Consider the following 16,477-nt stretch of genomic DNA (forward strand, 5'->3'; position numbering starts at 1 on the left):
ACATAAACAATTTTTAATATTGGCAAGGCGCTTTTGCTGACGGTTGATCGTAATTATCTACATTACAATCTGAAAACGATGGGGCGCTTTTGAAAAGAGCCCGATCCGGTAAATATTGCCGGGTTCGGCCCTGAACAGAAGGCAACAAGGGAAAATGAAGTTGAATAGCAGTCAATCAAAATTGAAAAGCAAAAATACCTCCAGGCCAGCATTTTACGCCGTCGCCGCGGCCGGCGCCGCCGCAACCGCGCTCGGTTTCGCAGCGCTCGGCTCAACCGCCGCAACGGCCCAGGCGCCGCGCCTCATGGCGCCGCCGGTTTCCGCCGACGGCACGCTGTCCTTCGCGGATCTTGTGGAGCGCGTCAGCCCGGCCGTGGTCAGCATCCTTGTTGAGCGCGAAGTGGAAACGCCGCAGATCCCAGACAGCCTGGAGCAGTTTTTCAATTTCCGCTTCGGCAATCCCAGTAATCCAAACGCGCCCGCGCCGGATGATTTCAACAACGGCGTGCGCCGCATGGAAGCGCAAGGCTCCGGTTTCTTTATCGACACGGACGGCCATATCGTCACCAATAATCATGTGGTTGAGGACGCCGACAATGTCCGCATACGTCTCGCCAATGGCGACGAGATCAGCGCCGAAGTTGTCGGCACCGATCCGTTGACCGATCTCGCCGTGCTGAAAGTCGACGCCCGGCGCAATCAGCCCTTTGTAGAATTCGCTGACGACGTGAATTTGCGGGTCGGCGATTTTGTGCTGGCGGTCGGCAATCCATACGGTCTCAACGGCACGGTCACGAGCGGCATCGTTTCCGCAATCGGCGGGTCGAACCGTGAAAACCAGTATCTTGATTTCATCCAGATCGATGCGCCCATCAATCGCGGCAATTCAGGCGGGCCGACATTCGATCTGAAAGGGCGCGTCGTCGGCGTCAACACCGCGATCTTTTCGCCCACCGGCGGCAGCGTCGGCATCGGCTTTGCGATCCCCGCCCGGGTCGCCAAGGAAACCGTCGCGCAACTGATCGACAATGGCGCGGTGACGCGCGGCTGGCTCGGCATCCAGCTACAGGAAGTGACGACCGAGATCGCCGCGGCGATCGGCATGAAGCAAAGCGGCGGCGTTCTGGTTGCGGATGTTATCGACGGCACGCCGGCGCAAAAAGCCGGGCTTCGCGACGGCGACGTCATTCTCGGCATCGCCGGCGAAGAGGTGCGCAACTCCAATGAGCTGTCGCGCCGCGTCGCGTCCTTTCCGCCGGGCCGCAAGATCGAACTGCAAATCCATCGCGACGGCAGGACCCGCGACATTGACGTGACGCTGGGCCAGCGCGACGACGACCAGACAGCCGCCGCTGAAGATGTTCCGTCTAATGACAATGACAGTCTTGCGGCCGATCTGGGCTTGCGCATCGCTGAATTGAACCAGACATTGCGTCAGCAATATCGCGTACCGGACAATGTGGACGGCGTTATCGTCACCGGCGTTCGTCCCGGCAGCGCAGCGCAGGACGCCGGGTTGCAGCCGGGCGTCGTGATCCTTCAGGTCGACGGCGATCCGGTCACCTCCGGCAACGATCTCAGATCGAAGATCCGGAACGCCAGACAGGAGGACAAGGACGCTGTCCTCTTGCGCATGCAGTTCGGCGCCAACCGCCAGTATGGCGCGCTGTCGCTGGATAATGAGTAACGGTTGATTTTCCGGCGCCGCCCCCATGCGATGTAAATTCGCTCGGCGCGGCGCCGAATCGTTCGTGACGGAATTATACCGCTCCTGCCGTGTTGCATTTCGGCGAAACAGATTAAGGTGACATCAATGCGAATCCTTCTTGTCGAAGACGATGCGGAAGCGGCGGCCTACGCCGCCAAGGGCCTGCGCGAAGCCGGCCATGTGGTGGACCACGCGCTGGATGGCGAATCCGGGCTGAATATGGCGACCTCCGGCGGTTATGACGCTTATGTCATCGACCGGATGCTGCCGAAAATGGACGGCCTTTCTCTTCTCTCCAATCGCCGCGACGACGGCGATGTAACGCCGGCGCTGTTTTTATCAGCCCTCGGCGAAGTCGATGATCGCGTTTCCGGGTTGAAAGCCGGCGGCGACGATTATCTCGTCAAGCCCTATGCGTTTTCCGAATTGCTCGCCCGCGTCGAAGCGCTGGGCCGGCGACGCGGGGCGCCGGCGGAAGTCACGACCCGGTTCGCCGTCGCCGATCTGGAGCTTGATGTTCTGAACCGCACCGTGCGCCGCGCCTCGCAGAAGATCGATCTGCAGCCGCGCGAATTTCGCCTGCTGGAATATCTGATGCGCCACGCCGGGCAGGTTGTGACGCGCACTATGCTATTGGAAAATGTCTGGGAGTATCATTTCGATCCGCAGACGAACGTTATCGACGTGCATATCTCCAGATTGCGGGCGAAGATCGACAAGGATTTTGACAAGCCGCTTTTAAAAACCATTCGCGGCGCCGGTTACAAACTCTCCGACGACGAGGGCTGACGGGCCTCCATGCTGCGCATTCTCCGCACGACGTCATTCCGCTTCACGGTAATTTACGTCGTGTTGTTCGCCGGTGCAGTGGCGATGCTGGGGGCTTATCTTTACAGCGCCACTTTCGGCGAGGCGGCGAAACAGACCGACGATGTCATCGACAGCGAAATCGGCGTTCTGGCGGAGTTGTTCTCCACCTCCGGCCCGGGCATGCTCACGCGCGTTATCCGTCAGCGTACGGCATGGTCGGACGATGCGATCTATATGCTGATCGGCGCGCCTTCCGGCGCAGTGCTTGCGGGCAACCTGACCGCGCTGCCGCCCGAAGCGCTGACTGCGGAAGGCGATTTTTTCAATTTCAAATTCGAAAAACCGCTGGTTGACGCCGCCGGCCGCGAGGTCGGCGTGCAGCAGCGCGAAGCGCGCGGAAAGATGATGCGTTTTCGCGCTGCGCCGGATGCGGAACAATCCTATCTGGTGGTCGTGGCGCGCGATGTGGCGAGCCGGGAATATCTGCGCAACCGTTCGCAAAGCGTCGTCACCCGCGCCGCGCTGGTGACCATTGCATTCGGCGTCGTCATCGGGCTGATTTTCTCGCGCTCGCTCTTGCGCCGCGTTGAGGTCGTCAATAAGACGTCGCGGGCGATCAGGGGCGGTGATCTTTCACAGCGCATTCCCACCACCGGCGCCGGCGACGAACTTGACGACCTCGGTGAAAACCTCAATTCGATGCTCGATCAGATCGAACGCCTGATGGCCGGTATGCGCGATGTATCGGACAATATCGCCCATGATCTGCGCTCGCCGCTGACGCGTATACGCAACCGGCTCAGCGACGCCACCGGCGCCGATCAGGAGACCAAGGATACGGCGATCCGCGCCACCATCGAGGATTCAGAAAAACTGCTGGCCACATTCAATGCGCTCTTGTCGATTGCGCGCATTCAGTCCGGCGAGGGCGCCGGCGTTCTGAAGCCCATCGATATTGTCGCCATCGCCGAGGAAATGGCGGAGCTTTATGAGCCCGCCGCGCAGGACGCCGGTTTTGCGTTCAGCCTCGTCACCGCGCCGACCCCGGCGGTCAAGGGCTCGCGCGAGCTTGTCTCGCAGGCGGTGGCGAACTTTCTCGACAATGCGCTGAAATACGCCGCCGGCGGTTCGCGCATTGAGTTGACCGTGGGGCCTGTGAAGGGCGGCGGCGCGATCCTGTCCGTCGCCGATGACGGCCCTGGCGTTGCGCCCGAAGACCGCGACCGGATTTTCGAACGTTTCGTGCGGCTTGAAAAAAGCCGTTCGACGCCGGGCTCCGGTTTGGGGCTGTCGCTCGTTTCAGCGATTGCGCGCGCGCATGGCGCGAGGCTGGAATTGAAAGACGGTCTTGCGCATGCCGACGGCGACGGACATGGTTTGCGGATCGTCATGACATTTGCCGCATCCGAGTAAAGACAAAGCCGCAGAAACTGATTCAAAATCACGATTTACCTGTAAAACACTGGATTTCAGCGCGATCAGCGCTTGCGTGCAACGGGAAATCAGTTCTTGTTTTCCTGTCATCACCCACTGTCTGAAATTGCGGTCGGCGTAGATGGACCGATTGGTCACGGAAGAGACCGCGCTATTTGAGGAATTTCAAAAATGAGCAAAGCGGAATTTATCGCAAATGTCGCCGAGGCCGGCGATATGAGCAATGCGGAAGCAAAGCGGGTCGTCGAACTGGTTTTCGGTGAAATCGAAAAAGGCCTGAAACGCGCCAAGAAGGACGGTAAATATACGATCGGCACTTTTGGAACATTTACGGTTTCCAAGCGCGCGGCGCGCAAGGGCCGCAATCCCCGCACCGGCGAGGAAATCAAGATCAAGGCGTCGAAGTCATTGCGCTTCCGGCCGTCCTCATCGCTGAAAGAAGCCGCGGGCTGCTGAGCGCGAAAACTTTATTACGGTATTGTTAGCGACCGCCGCCCGGCTGCGCCCGGCGGCGGTTGTTTTTTGGGTGGATTTTTAACGCCGCCCATTGTCAAATCAAACGCAATGACGGCCGGTCAAAACTTCACTTCATCAATCAAAAGCGCGCCTCACATTCATGACGCTGAGGCGGCGGATCGCTTTCGCGCCGACCTCGGTGAAGCATTTACTACGTTGCCCAAAAGCGCGCAGGATTTATTGTACGGGGTCGCGTCATGTTCGCCTTATCTGCGCCGTCTTGCGCTGCGCAGGCGCGATGATCTGTCCGCGCTGTTTGACCGGCCGCTGGCGCAAACGCTCGCAGAAGCGTGCGACGCCGCGCACGCAAGCAGCCGCGACGTGTCTGCAGAAGAGCAGATGCGCCTTTTGCGCGACGCCAAGCAGCGCGCCGCCATGGCGATTGCGCTGGCCGATATCGCCGGCGCTATCGATGTGATGGAAGCGGCGGCGGCGCTATCGCGTTTTGCTGACGCCTGCGTGGAAGGCGCGCTCGCCGGCGCCGTTGCGCGTTCGCCGCTGTCGTCGCCAAACGGCCTCAGCATTCTCGCCATGGGCAAGCATGGCGCATTCGAGTTGAATTATTCCAGCGATATCGATTTGATCGTGCTGTTCGATCCGGCGCGCATGGAGGTGGGCGATCGCGCGCAGGCGCAACAACACGCCGTCGCCGCCACGAAGGACCTCGTCAATTTATTGCAAATGCAGACAGGCGACGGCTATGTGTTTCGAACGGATTTACGCCTGCGGCCCGATCCGGGCGTCACGGCGCCGGCGGTTTCCGTCGCGTCGGCTGAGGCTTATTATGAAGCTTACGGACAAAACTGGGAGCGCATGGCGTTTATCAAAGCGCGGCCCTGCGCCGGCGATATGGAAATGGGCGCGTCATTCCTGCAGTCTTTGCGCCCGTTTATCTGGAGAAAATATCTGGATTTCGCCGCCATCGAAGACGTCCATGCGGTGAAGCGCCAGATGCATTCGGCCAAGGGCGGCGGCGATGTCGCGTTTGAGGGCCATGACGTGAAACTCGGCCGCGGCGGCATTCGCGAGATTGAGTTTTATGCGCAAACGCAGCAATTGATCCTGGGCGGGAGGAACAAAAATCTGCGCCAGCGTGAAACGCTTGAGGCGCTGGGCGCGCTTCAGGCAGCGGAACAGATTACCGAAAGCGCCCGCGAGGCCTTAAACAGCGCCTATCGCTATCTGCGCCATGTGGAGCATCGGTTGCAGATGATCAATGATGAACAGACGCACCGTCTGCCGTCATCGGCGGATGAAATTCAACGCGTCGCTGTGTTCTGCGGCGAGCGGGACCCGGAACAGTTTCGGGAAAAGTGCCTGTCGACGTTTAACGCTGTCTCGCGGCGTTACGATACGCTTTTCAAATTCGACAGCGACGAAACGGAGCAACCGGGCCCGCTTGTCTTTACAGGCGTTGAAGCCCATCCGGCGACGTTGGAAACGCTGGAGGCGCTGGGCTTTCAAAGAGCCAGAGACATCAGCGCCGCCATCCGCCGATGGCACACGGGCGCCTTGAGAGCCACGCGAACGGAACGCGCGCGGGTGCTGTTGACGAAACTTGTTCCGCCCCTGCTTGCAGCGCTTGCCGATGCAGGCGAGCCGGATGAGGCGTTCTTCGCTTTTGAAGATTTCCTGACGCGCCTGCCGTCCGGCGTTCAGGTGTTCTCGCTGTTGCTCAGCAATATAGATGTCTTTGATACGCTGATCCGTCTCATGACGATTTCGCCATATCTGGGCCGTCAATTTTCAAAGCATATCAATCTCGTGGAAAGTCTTCTGGATCAGAACTGGGGCGCGCCCCTGCGCGATCCGGCGGGCTATGCCGGCGAGTGTGCTGAAGCCGTGGCGCAGGCGCCGGATTATGAAGCGGCGCTCAACGCCGCGCGCCGCTGGGCGAGCGAGACAAAGTTCCGCATTACGGCGCGGCTCGCCGTCGGCCAGATCCATCATGAAGACGCGGCGCGCCATTACACCGCCATCGCTGATGCGTCGATCGGGGCGCTTGTCGCCGCCGCCGCGCAGGAAATGAAAAGCCAGCACGGCGCGATCGACGGCGAGTTTGTGGTCATTGGTCTGGGGCGCCTCGGCGCCGGAGAAATGACGGCCACGTCGGATATTGATCTTATGTTCGTTTACGATGCGCCGCCGGAAGTGCAGTCCGACGGCAAACGGCCGCTGGCGCCAGCCGAATATTTTACGCGCCTCGTGCGCCGCGCCGTAACGGCTTTATCTGCGGCCACGGAAGAGGGCGCGCTATACGAAGTGGACATGCAATTGCGCCCCTCCGGCAAGGCGGGGCCGCCGGCCGTCAGTCTCGCCGCTTTCATACGCTACTATGAAGACGAAGCCTGGACGTGGGAGGCGATGTCGTTAGTGAAGGCGCGCGTCGTCGGTCCTGATGGTGCGCTTGCGGAGCGAGCGGATGCACAGATCAATGCTGTGCTTTCGCGGCGAAGGGATGCGCAGACCGTCGCTCGCGATGTGGCGGACATGCGCTTGCGGCTGAATGAAGCCAAGCCCGGCGCCGGCCCCTGGGACGTTAAAAATATTTCCGGCGGCGTTACGGATATCGCCTTTCTCTGCCAGTACCTGACCCTGGCCGGCGCCGGCGCGGAAACGCGCCCGCCGCGCGCTGTCGGCGCGGCGCTCGACTGGTTTGCGAAAAAAGGCGAACTGGCGCAGGAAGATGCAATGAAACTGAAAAATGCGCACAACACGTTCGAAGCGGTGCTTCAGTCCGGACGGGCGGCCACCGGCGGCCTTTTCGCCCCCGAAATCGCCGGAAAGGCGTTGCGGGCGCACATGGCGTCTGTGTGCGGAGAAAATTCAATCGAGGCGGCGGAGCGTGTCTTGATCAATCTGGAATCCGAGGTGGAGCGGCTCTTTGCTGCGCGCCTGGCGTGAAGCGCGGGTCAGCCCTATCTCATGAGCGGTCAGTTTGATTTTCTGGTAATCGGCGACGATGAAGCAAGTTTTTGCGCGGCCGCCTGTGCGGCCAAAGCAGGCGCGCATGTGGGACATTTAAAACTGTCGCGCCGGAAAAAACAGAGCGCGGGGGCGGCGGCGCCCGCTGTGCCGAATTTTGTCTGGCGCCGTCTTGAGCTGCAAAATTACGATCTGACGCTGGAGCCCGCCAGCGCGCGGGTGACCTTGTTCAAGGAAGGCCAATCGATTGTCACTTACGCCAATCCCCGCGAGACGCGCGATGCGCTGGCGGCGCGCGATATACCGGATCACGATGTCTGGGTTGATTTTGTTGAGGAAGTTTCCGCGCTGGCGAATGGCGGTTTCGCCGAGCCCGGCCGCGGCGCGCCGCTGAGCGGAAAGTCCTTTGCAGGGTTGCTGACGGATCCGAACGCTCTTGCGCGCGCCGCAAGACTTTACGGGTCGTGTGCGGAACTGGCCGATGATTATTTCACGGACGAAAACCTGCAGGCGCATGTCAGCGCGCATGCCCTCGCCCCCGGCGGCGCCGGCGGCGAGGACGCCGGCACGGCGCGCGCGCTCGCCGAATTTTTCGATGAAGATTCTTGGCGCGTGCGTACGCCGGACGATTCACCGCCCTTATTGAGAGTGTTGTCGCAAGTTGCAAAAGACGCAGGGGTCGTGGGTTGGTCCGGCAGGCTGAAGGAGATTGCCCGCGAAGGCGCGAAATCCATAAGGGTTCACGCCGGCGATGAAGAAGACATAAAAACGCGATTTGTTTTCTTTTCAACGCCGGACGCCGCGATCGCCGCCGGCGCAGCGGATTTGCTGGCGGGCGGCCCGCGCGCGAAAGTCACCGTGCGCTTTAAACTCTCCAACCGGCCTGAGCCGCCGGCGGGCGATGAAAAATCCATTTTTCAAATCATCGACAATGCGGAGGATATAAATGCGGCCAGCGCCGCCGCGGTCAAAGGAGAATTATTTGAAGGCGTTCCCGTAGAATTTGAATACGCGGCCAATGGTGAGATTATTGCGCATACGGCCTATTTTCCAGCGGCGTTTTACGAAGACGGGGATTGGCGCGGATGGACGGGGCAGGACCGTCAGGCTGCGGCCGCTATTGTCAAGAACCGGATCGCCTCGCGGCTTCCGGATTTCGCGGCGGCGGTGCGCGGCGCGCAAACCGAGGTTGAGGCGCCGGGGGCCCGTCGCCGGGAGATCGGCGGATGGGACCGCGTTGTCATTCAGCCGCATCGCCACAACGCGATCAGCGCAGCGGTAAAGCTGATCGATAAAGTGATGTTGCGCGATGAGTGACGTAGACGCCGAAATCAAGGAAGACATGGCGGATCCGCAACGTTCCGGCCGCATCGAGGGCGGGATCGACGCAATCGTCATCGGCGCCGGCGTCGATGGGCTGGCCGCGGCCGCCTATCTCGGAAAAGCCGGACTTCATACCGTGCTGGCGGGCGCCGGCCAGGATATCGGCGGACGGATCAAGGAACGTGAACTTGCGCCCGGCGTTGTCGGCGTCGATGGAGAGCATCTTGTTACGATCCTCGATCCGGATGTCATCGCCGAGCTTGATCTTTATCGGCACGGGCTCAGCTTCGCCGCGCGGCGGCTGGAAACGACATGCTTTTTCGAGAACGGGGAACCGTTCAAGTCTGACGGGGACCTTGCGCGTTTGCAGGTCGCCATTGACGACGCCGGCGATCGCGAAGCTGTGGAATCCTTCATGATGGAGATGCTGGACCTGTCGGCGTTTTTGCGTCCCGCGTTTCGCGCAGCCGCGCATGGGCCCGGCGGAGATGCGGACCGTGTTTTAAAAAAAGCCATAGCGGGTGCTACGGCGCAGCGCGCGGGGCAGATTCAACGCTATCTGTTCGCATCGGTTGACGATGTTCTGTCCGAACGATTTGAAGACGGACCTTTAAAAACGTTTCTTTACGCAGAAGCGGCGTTTCGTTCGGGAACCGCGCCGAACGAGCCTTTCAGTTTCATGTCTTACTTGCGGCGGCTTGCGGGCGAGGCGGCGGGCCTGCAGGGCGCAAAGGCGTATCCCGCCGGCGGCGCGCTTTCGGTGGTGACGGCGCTGCGGCGCGCCGCGCAGCAGGCGAAAGTCGATATCCGCGTTTCAGCGCCGGTGAAATCCATTCTCATCGAAGGCGATCGCATCGCGGGCGTAACGTTGGAAGACGGCGGACAATTACGCGCGCCGATCGTGATTGCAGCCGCCGGCGCCGAGCGTGTTTTCCTGAACATGATTGGCGTGGACAAGATCGATATTGAGCTGCAGCGGGTGCTGACAATGCGGCGCAGACGGATAGCCACCGCAAGGGTTCAACTTGTCCTGAAAGGCGTTGCGCAGGATGACGTGACGAAATCGAATATGCGCCGGCGGCTGTTTTTTGCGCCGGCGCCGGAAATGGTCCGGGCGGCGTTCCTGGCGGCGCGCGCTGGAAAAACGCCTGAACATCTGGTTATCGAAGCGCTGTTTCCCGGCGCTCTGGATGAGAGCGCCGTTCATGAGGGGCGCCAGTTGATGTCGGTCATGGCGCATCCTGTTCCCTTTGACGAAACGCCGCCTGAGACGCGCCGGGATGAAATTAAAGAGGCCGCGTTGAAGTGCATTGATATGTTTGCGACGGGACTTTCTGATCGTATAGAAACAGTTGACGTACAGTTGCCGTGCGATGAAGCGGCGGCGGCGGGAACCGCCGCAGCGACTTTCGCCGCAAAGCCGGAGATGATCCGGCAGTGGGCGTTTGCATCCGCTGTCACACGCGCCGCCGGCATCGCCGGATTTTATTTCTGCGGTCCAGAGGCCCAGACCGGCGAAGGAATTTCATGTGCTTCGGCGCGTATCGCGGCGCGCGCAGCTTTACGCGCCTATCACAAGGGGATCGGATGATTTTTCCCGGTGAGGATATTTTTGCCGATGCGCCGCGGCCGACCCCGTTATTTACCGCTGTGGCCTCCGCCAGCGAAGCGAACCTGTGGACATCTATAAATGGCTGGACGGCCGCAAGGGTTTATTCGTCTGTAAGCCAGGAGTACGAGGCGGCGAAAAGTTTTGCGGCGCTCGCAGACCTTGGCCCCCTGACGCGTTACGCCGTGCGCGGCGCGGCGGCGCCCGAATATCTGGGCCGGCTCACAACGGCGCCCGCACACAGGCTGCATGTGGGCGAAAGCGCGCGCGGCCTGATGCTTGATGACAAAGGCGACGTCATCGACCTTGCCGAAGTTTCGCGCCTTTCCGGCGATCTGTTCGTGGCGACATGCCCGAGCGCGCATGGGCGGCGGATAAAGCTGGCGGCGCGCGGGATGAATGTTGATGTTGAGGACATCACCGGGCAAGTCGCCGCGCTTGGCGTTTTTGGCCCGCAAACGTCCGGCGTGCTGGCGGCGGCGGGATTGAAATCAATTAACGAGACCGTTGCGGCGTCAGGCGTGCTGCGCGGCGTTGAAACCGCTTCGCGTCCCCTGCAATTTGGCGCGCTGCCGGGCGTCGAACTTATTTTTCCAAAAGAAGAAGCGTTGACCATCTGGGAGCGGATCATGCGGCGCAGCGCCGGCCAGCCGATCGGTCTCGACGCTTTTGAAATCCTGCGTCTGGAAAGCGGCGCCCCCCGGCCAGGTGTTGATTTCACGCCAGCGGACCGGGTCAGGGGAAATGACGGCCGCGCCAGATCGCCGGCTGAGCTGGGACTGGCGCATCTGGCGCCGCTGGACCGGGGGTGGTTTAACGGGCGGCGCGGCCTGCGCGCGCGCGGCGGCGCGGCGGCGCGGCGTCTCGTCTCGCTTTCGCTGGATGCGGAGACCTCATCGCCGGGCGCCGCCGTCTTTCAGGGCGATAAAACCATTGGCCGGATCACCAGTTGCGCCTGGTCGCCAGCCAGCAAGCGGGTCGTCGCCTTTGCTGACATCACGGCGTCAACACCCGGAAAAGATTACCAAATCGCCGTTCCGTCCCCGGCTGAGGGGCGGGTTTCAGCGTGGGTGTTCGACAGTGCTGAAAGCGCGCTGGCAAGGGCTTTTTCACGCGAACAGGACCGGTCCGCAGGATCAGCGACGGATTTTCGCCGTTGAGCCGTTTAAGGTTTGCTGGAAGGCGAATGACACAAACAACATTCGAGGATGAACATGAAGAACAAGATTGTTTTTAGCGCCATCGCGGCGGCGGGCGCCGCTCTCCTGACGGCCGGCGCCTATGCCGAAGACGGCAAGGGTCGCGGCGGTTACTGGGAGAAAATGGACACAAACGGCGATGGTGAAATCACCGCCGATGAAGCGTCGGACCGTTTTGCGGAACGTCTTGAGGCGGCGGATACTGACGGCTCCGGCGGCGTTTCCAAGGCGGAAATGGAAGCCTATCACAAGGCCCGCCGTGCGGAGCGGCGCGAAGCGCGCAATCCCGACAAGAACGACGATGGCGTTGTCGATCGCACCGAATTCGTTAATGCGGCCCAGGAACGTTTTGAGCGCATGGATAAAAACGGCGACGGCGTGTTGAGCGAAGACGAACGCCGCCGTCGCGGTCATCGCGGACGGCATCGCCGCGGCGGCGACGATAACTAAGAGTTGTTTCTCATCTCCGGTCCGCGCAAAACGCCTATCAGTGCGGGCCGGTAAAGACAGGCATTGCCGGCGCTTTTGTTGGAACATGAAACCGATAGCGACGAAGCGCTGGTCAGGCGCGCGGGCCGCGGCGACAAAGCCGCAGCCGCGCTCTTGGTCGAAAGGCATACGAGTATGATTTACGCCGCCAGTTACAGAATGCTGGGTAACGCGCACGCCGCAGAGGATGCGGCGCAGGAGACATTTTTGCGGTTATGGCGGAACGCCGGCAAATGGAAACCGCAAGGCGCAAAGTTCGAAACCTGGCTTTATCGCGTGGCGATGAATTACTGCCTTGACCAGTTACGTAAATCGAAGCGCGAAGCGCCGGAAGAAGCCGCGCCTGAACGCGCTGATAATGCAGACCGGCAGGACCAGAAGCTGTTCCTGTCGGAGCGGCGTTTCGCCATCGACGAAGCGCTTGCGGGACTGCCGGACCGGCAACGCCTCGCGATTACGCTTTGTCACTATCAGGAGCTTTCGAATATCGAAGCTGCGCAAATCATGAATGTGAGCGTCGACGCGCTGGAGTCCCTTTTGGCGCGGGGCAGGCGGGCCTTGCGCGACAGGCTTGCGCCGATGCGCGAACATTTGATGGGAAAGATGGACGATGAGCAAAACAGCCATGTCAACTGACCGTCTCGAAGAATTGCGCCGCGTGTGCGAGGTTCACGGCGCCGACCCGGCCCGCTGGCCGGCGGACCAGCGCGCGCGTCTGTTGCAAGTTTACGCCAGCCGCGAGGCCGCTGAGATTCGCGCCGAAGCCGAGGCGCTTGACGGGTTTTTGAACGCCGCCACAGCGCCCCGTATGGCGGAAGATCTGGAGCGCCGCATCGCTGCATCCTATGCGCCGCCTGCGAAAACCGCGCGTTCGCTCAATGACTTTTTACGCATGTTGTCGCCGTTTTCCGGCGGCGCGCCGCGCCGGCTTATTCCCGCCGGCGCGCTGGCGGGGCTCGGCGCGATCGGTCTGGCGTCGGGTGTCATGTCGGCTTCGGCCCAGGCGCCGTTGACGCCGGAAGGCGAAGCGCTTGCTTATGTTGAAAGCGACTTCCTGTTGGCGTCGCTTGATGAAGAGGAGGCCGCGACATGGGACGCGGACTGATTATTTTGCTGGTCGCATCGCTCGGCCTCAATATTTTTGCGTTCGGTCACTTTTCCGGGCGAATATTGGCCGGCGACAAGCCACCGCCGTCGCGCAGTCATATTGAGCACGGATCTCGCGGCGGATTTGATAATCCGTTCCGGTTGATGCGGTATGCGGATGAGTTGTCGCCTGAACTGCGGGAGGCGTTTCGCGCTGAGATCAAGAAAGAATTGCCGGCGTTGCGTGAGCAGCATGACCGCATGCGTGAATTGCGCCGACAATTGAGCGCGCTTATCAGCGCGGATACATGGGATGGTGCGGCGGTGGCGGCGAAGCTTGAGGAAATTCGCACGGCGCAGGACCGCCAGCGCGATGCGTTTAACCGCGCCTATGTCGGTGCGTTCGAAACATTGCCGGCCGATCAGCGAAAGCTGTTGGTGGAAAGAGCAAAGGAGCGCCGGGATGAGCGCCGGCGCAAACGTAAAATGCGCCGCGACGGCGATGCGCGGCATGATCAGCGCTCCGATGGCCCGCCGCCCGACAGACCGGCCGACAGTGCGGCAGAGGAAAATGAAGCGCCGCCGGAAAACTGATTTTCTGTGCGGCCTCGCTGTTGCGCGCCGTTTCCCAAGAATGACTGATGTTTTCTATAATTCGCGCTACGTGTATTTGCGCGGTGTCTTTTCGCATCGTGTGTGACTGGCGGGCGGAGAGGGGTCGTACAGTCGCGGCCGGTATGCGGGTCGTGAACAGTCCCTATTCCGCTGCCTGGGTGGCGTCGAAATTCGGCGTTGCGGGTTGTTCCTTGCCGGTTAAAACATGCGCTTCGCTGCGGATGAAACTCGGCAGACGGACTTTTGCGTTTTCGCGGCGCGGGAAGGTGGCGCAGGCGACGGTGCCTTTGCCCGGCTGGCTCGCCAGCGCCAGAATGCCGCCCTGCATATCCATCAGTGCGCGCGACAGGGCGAGACCGAGGCCCGAACCGTTCTGCGTGCGGGAGAAATGGCTCTCGGCAAGCTCGAACGGCGCGCCGAGTTTGGACAATTGCGCCTTGTCGATGCCCGACCCTGAATCGGCGACGATCACGGTGACGCCGTCAAGATCGGCCTCCGCTGTCAGCGTCACCTCGCCGCCGCCTGGGGTGAATTTCAGCGCGTTGGATAAAAGGTTCAACACGACCTGTTTGACGGCGCGGCTGTCGGCCCAGACGGGCGGCGCGTGGCCGACCGATGCGGTGAGCTTGACGCCGGAGTCGCCTGCGCGCTTGGCGACGAGACGAACGCTTTCTTTCAGGATGCGTTCAAGCTCCATGCGCTTCGGTTCCAGCGCCAGACGGCCCGCCTCGATCTTGGACATGTCGAGAATATCGTCGATCAGTTCCAACAGATGACGCCCGCTGGAAAGAATATCGCTCACATATTCTTTATACTTCAGATCGCCGAGTGGTCCGTAAAGCTCCGACTGCATCACTTCGGAGAATCCGTTAATCGCGTTCAGGGGCGTTCTTAACTCATGGCTCATATTGGCGAGGAATTCCGATTTGGAGCGGCTCGCCTCCTCGGCGCGGTATTTTTCATACTCATATTTGCGCAGCGCCTCGGAAAGCTCCTTGCGCGAACTTTCAAGGTCTTCGACGGTGTGCTGCAATTCGCGTTCTTTTTTCTTTTGCGCCCAGGCGCGGCGTTTAAGGTCCGTCACGTTCGTTGCGACACAGACAGAACCCGCCTCCGCGGTCTTGCGGCGGGAGACATGCGCCCAGCGCGAGCCGGGCAGGGCCACTTCCTGATTTTCCTGCTGCTTGTCTTCCAGCGGACCGAAATGCGCAGCAAGCACATCGCCTGCAACGCCGGCGCTGGTGACGACTTCATCGAGCGTCAGTCCGGCGCGCAGCATCTTGGCCGGAATGCGGAAGATCGAAGCAAAGCGCTTGTTCCAGATGGCGAGGCGGCCATGCGCGTCCCATAAGACAAACGCTTCGGGAATGCTTTCAATGGCGTCGCGCAGGCGCGTTTCTGCGATAGCCGCGCCGGGCGCCAGCGTGGCCGCGCCCACAAGGTCGAATGCGACGCCGGCGCGCGCAAATCGCGTCGCTTCGGCGGAGGTGCGGAAATAGGTTCTGGCCCAGCCGCCGTCGGGCTCGCGCAGGCGCACAACGCCTTCCGATGCGCCGGAAGGCTCGCCGGAAATCACCGCCAGCGCGATGCGCAAATCCTGCGGATGCACCAGCGCGGATATTTCCCGCAATGTCAGCTTCCGGTCGCGTGCGGAAAGCCCCAGCGGCTGCAACAGCGATTTCGACAGATGGACCGTGCGCTCCTTGTGATCGTAAAACCAGGGCGAGCATCGCCCGCCCGCGAGCGCCGCATTGAAATCCGTCAGTGTGGAAAGCGCGTGGGCGGCGGTGGCCGCGGCGCGCGACTGGCGGATGAACGCCGCTACGAGCGAGCCGATGACCAGCGCGATCGCCCCCATGATGACGGCGTAACTGACCCAGATCGGAGAGCGGTCGAAAATATCGCGCGCGGGTGCAGCGACCACCAGCGCATCGCCATTGTCGAGGCGGCGCCAGGCAAGCGCCAGATCGCCGCCGGCAAGGTCGAGCCGGGTTTGGCCCTGTCCTTCGAGATCAATTGTTTTCATGCTCGCGGCGGGAATATCCACCACATCTGTGCGTCCCGCCGCCGTAATCACGTCGCCGCCGGGCGAGAGATGAAACAGGGCGGCATAGCCGGCGGGTTTGACGCTGTTCAGCGTGTCGCGCACCGGCGCGCCGGTCATGATGGAAATATTGAGCGCGGCGGCGCCGTCATTGGCGGCCTGCATCAGACGGATTTGCGTTTCGGTTTCGCGCAAACGCGCCTTTTCGTTCACCTCAAAAATGAAAAGCGCCGATAAAGCGATCATGAAGGCGCCGGTCAGCGCCGCCAGCCGGCGCGGACTGAGCGCATCGATACGCGCCGAGAGCGCCTCGCCGTCGCGGGCGTTCAGCGCGTCCTTGCTGTTGGTTTTATCCTCGTCCGACATGGGCCAGCGTTTTTTCAATATCCGGGCGAAAAGCGTGTGGAAAACAATTGTACCGGAACCTTGCGCCTGTTCGCCATACACGCGCGGAAGTTAAGGATTTGGAAACTATTCTGTTTCGCTGGTGCGTGTCACCAGAGGGGCTCGCCCAAAATACGCCAGATGGTGAAAAATAAGAGGATCGGACGTCCGCCTGCCCGAAAATCCACATTTCCCGGCGCTCATTGATTAACGAATCAGCGCCTGAAAGCCGCCGGGTCGAGGCCAGCAAACGTCTGGCCATCGGTTTGGGTTCAACCCGTCTGCAATTTCAGGTTCGGCGCAGCGAATCGTGCGGGAGGTCGCGCGGGGGTTTT

The 16,477-nt window shown here is 61.1% G+C and carries 13 protein-coding genes; 12 read left to right on the top strand and 1 reads right to left on the bottom strand.

Annotation, left to right across the window (positions count from 1 at the left end):
- The first annotated feature begins 181 nt into the window (after window positions 1–181).
- The 12 genes from ACQK2Q_RS00070 to ACQK2Q_RS00125 all read left to right on the top strand — a co-directional run bounded on the left by ACQK2Q_RS00070 (window position 182) and on the right by ACQK2Q_RS00125 (window position 13,693).
- Window positions 182–1,687: a Do family serine endopeptidase gene (locus ACQK2Q_RS00070; protein ID WP_425407713.1), complete on the top strand. Its 1,506-nt coding sequence runs from the start codon at window positions 182–184 to the stop codon at window positions 1,685–1,687.
- 126 nt (window positions 1,688–1,813) lie between these two features.
- Window positions 1,814–2,497 carry a winged helix-turn-helix domain-containing protein gene (locus ACQK2Q_RS00075; protein ID WP_425407714.1) on the top strand — a complete coding sequence of 228 codons (684 nt, stop codon included), beginning with the start codon at window positions 1,814–1,816 and terminating at the stop codon, window positions 2,495–2,497.
- Between the two features lie 9 nt (window positions 2,498–2,506).
- Window positions 2,507–3,931, top strand: a complete 1,425-nt coding sequence (locus ACQK2Q_RS00080; RefSeq protein ID WP_425407715.1) for an ATP-binding protein — start codon at window positions 2,507–2,509, stop codon at window positions 3,929–3,931.
- Window positions 3,932–4,123: 192 nt separating this feature from the next.
- On the top strand, window positions 4,124–4,408 hold the full coding sequence (locus tag ACQK2Q_RS00085) for an HU family DNA-binding protein (RefSeq protein WP_425407716.1): 285 nt from the start codon (window positions 4,124–4,126) through the stop codon (window positions 4,406–4,408).
- A gap of 108 nt (window positions 4,409–4,516) precedes the next feature.
- Window positions 4,517–7,372: a bifunctional [glutamine synthetase] adenylyltransferase/[glutamine synthetase]-adenylyl-L-tyrosine phosphorylase gene (locus ACQK2Q_RS00090; RefSeq protein ID WP_425407717.1), complete on the top strand. Its 2,856-nt coding sequence runs from the start codon at window positions 4,517–4,519 to the stop codon at window positions 7,370–7,372.
- A 21-nt stretch (window positions 7,373–7,393) separates the two neighbouring features.
- On the top strand, window positions 7,394–8,710 hold the full coding sequence (locus tag ACQK2Q_RS00095; protein ID WP_425407718.1) for a hypothetical protein: 1,317 nt from the start codon (window positions 7,394–7,396) through the stop codon (window positions 8,708–8,710).
- Complete coding sequence (locus ACQK2Q_RS00100; protein ID WP_425407719.1) at window positions 8,703–10,307, top strand: phytoene desaturase family protein; 1,605 nt, start codon at window positions 8,703–8,705, stop codon at window positions 10,305–10,307. Before ACQK2Q_RS00095 ends, ACQK2Q_RS00100 begins: the two co-directional genes overlap by 8 nt.
- Window positions 10,304–11,485 carry a glycine cleavage T C-terminal barrel domain-containing protein gene (locus ACQK2Q_RS00105; RefSeq protein ID WP_425407720.1) on the top strand — a complete coding sequence of 394 codons (1,182 nt, stop codon included), beginning with the start codon at window positions 10,304–10,306 and terminating at the stop codon, window positions 11,483–11,485. Before ACQK2Q_RS00100 ends, ACQK2Q_RS00105 begins: the two co-directional genes overlap by 4 nt.
- Window positions 11,486–11,539: 54 nt before the next feature.
- Complete coding sequence (locus ACQK2Q_RS00110; RefSeq protein ID WP_425407721.1) at window positions 11,540–11,974, top strand: EF-hand domain-containing protein; 435 nt, start codon at window positions 11,540–11,542, stop codon at window positions 11,972–11,974.
- 78 nt (window positions 11,975–12,052) lie between these two features.
- Window positions 12,053–12,649 carry an RNA polymerase sigma factor gene (locus tag ACQK2Q_RS00115; RefSeq protein ID WP_425407722.1) on the top strand — a complete coding sequence of 199 codons (597 nt, stop codon included), beginning with the start codon at window positions 12,053–12,055 and terminating at the stop codon, window positions 12,647–12,649.
- Window positions 12,624–13,118, top strand: coding sequence for a hypothetical protein (locus ACQK2Q_RS00120; protein ID WP_425407723.1), 495 nt, complete (start codon window positions 12,624–12,626; stop codon window positions 13,116–13,118). The genes ACQK2Q_RS00115 and ACQK2Q_RS00120 overlap by 26 nt, the downstream gene beginning before the upstream one ends.
- Window positions 13,103–13,693: a periplasmic heavy metal sensor gene (locus ACQK2Q_RS00125; protein ID WP_425407724.1), complete on the top strand. Its 591-nt coding sequence runs from the start codon at window positions 13,103–13,105 to the stop codon at window positions 13,691–13,693. Before ACQK2Q_RS00120 ends, ACQK2Q_RS00125 begins: the two co-directional genes overlap by 16 nt.
- Window positions 13,694–13,856: 163 nt before the next feature.
- Here the strand turns inward: ACQK2Q_RS00125 and ACQK2Q_RS00130 are convergent, their stop codons facing one another.
- Entirely contained in the window at window positions 13,857–16,124 is a 2,268-nt protein-coding gene (locus ACQK2Q_RS00130) for an ATP-binding protein (protein WP_425407725.1), read from the bottom strand.
- Window positions 16,125–16,477 lie beyond the last annotated feature (353 nt).

Source organism: Hyphococcus sp., from assembly GCF_965228385.1.
Lineage (GTDB): Bacteria > Pseudomonadota > Alphaproteobacteria > Caulobacterales > Parvularculaceae > Hyphococcus.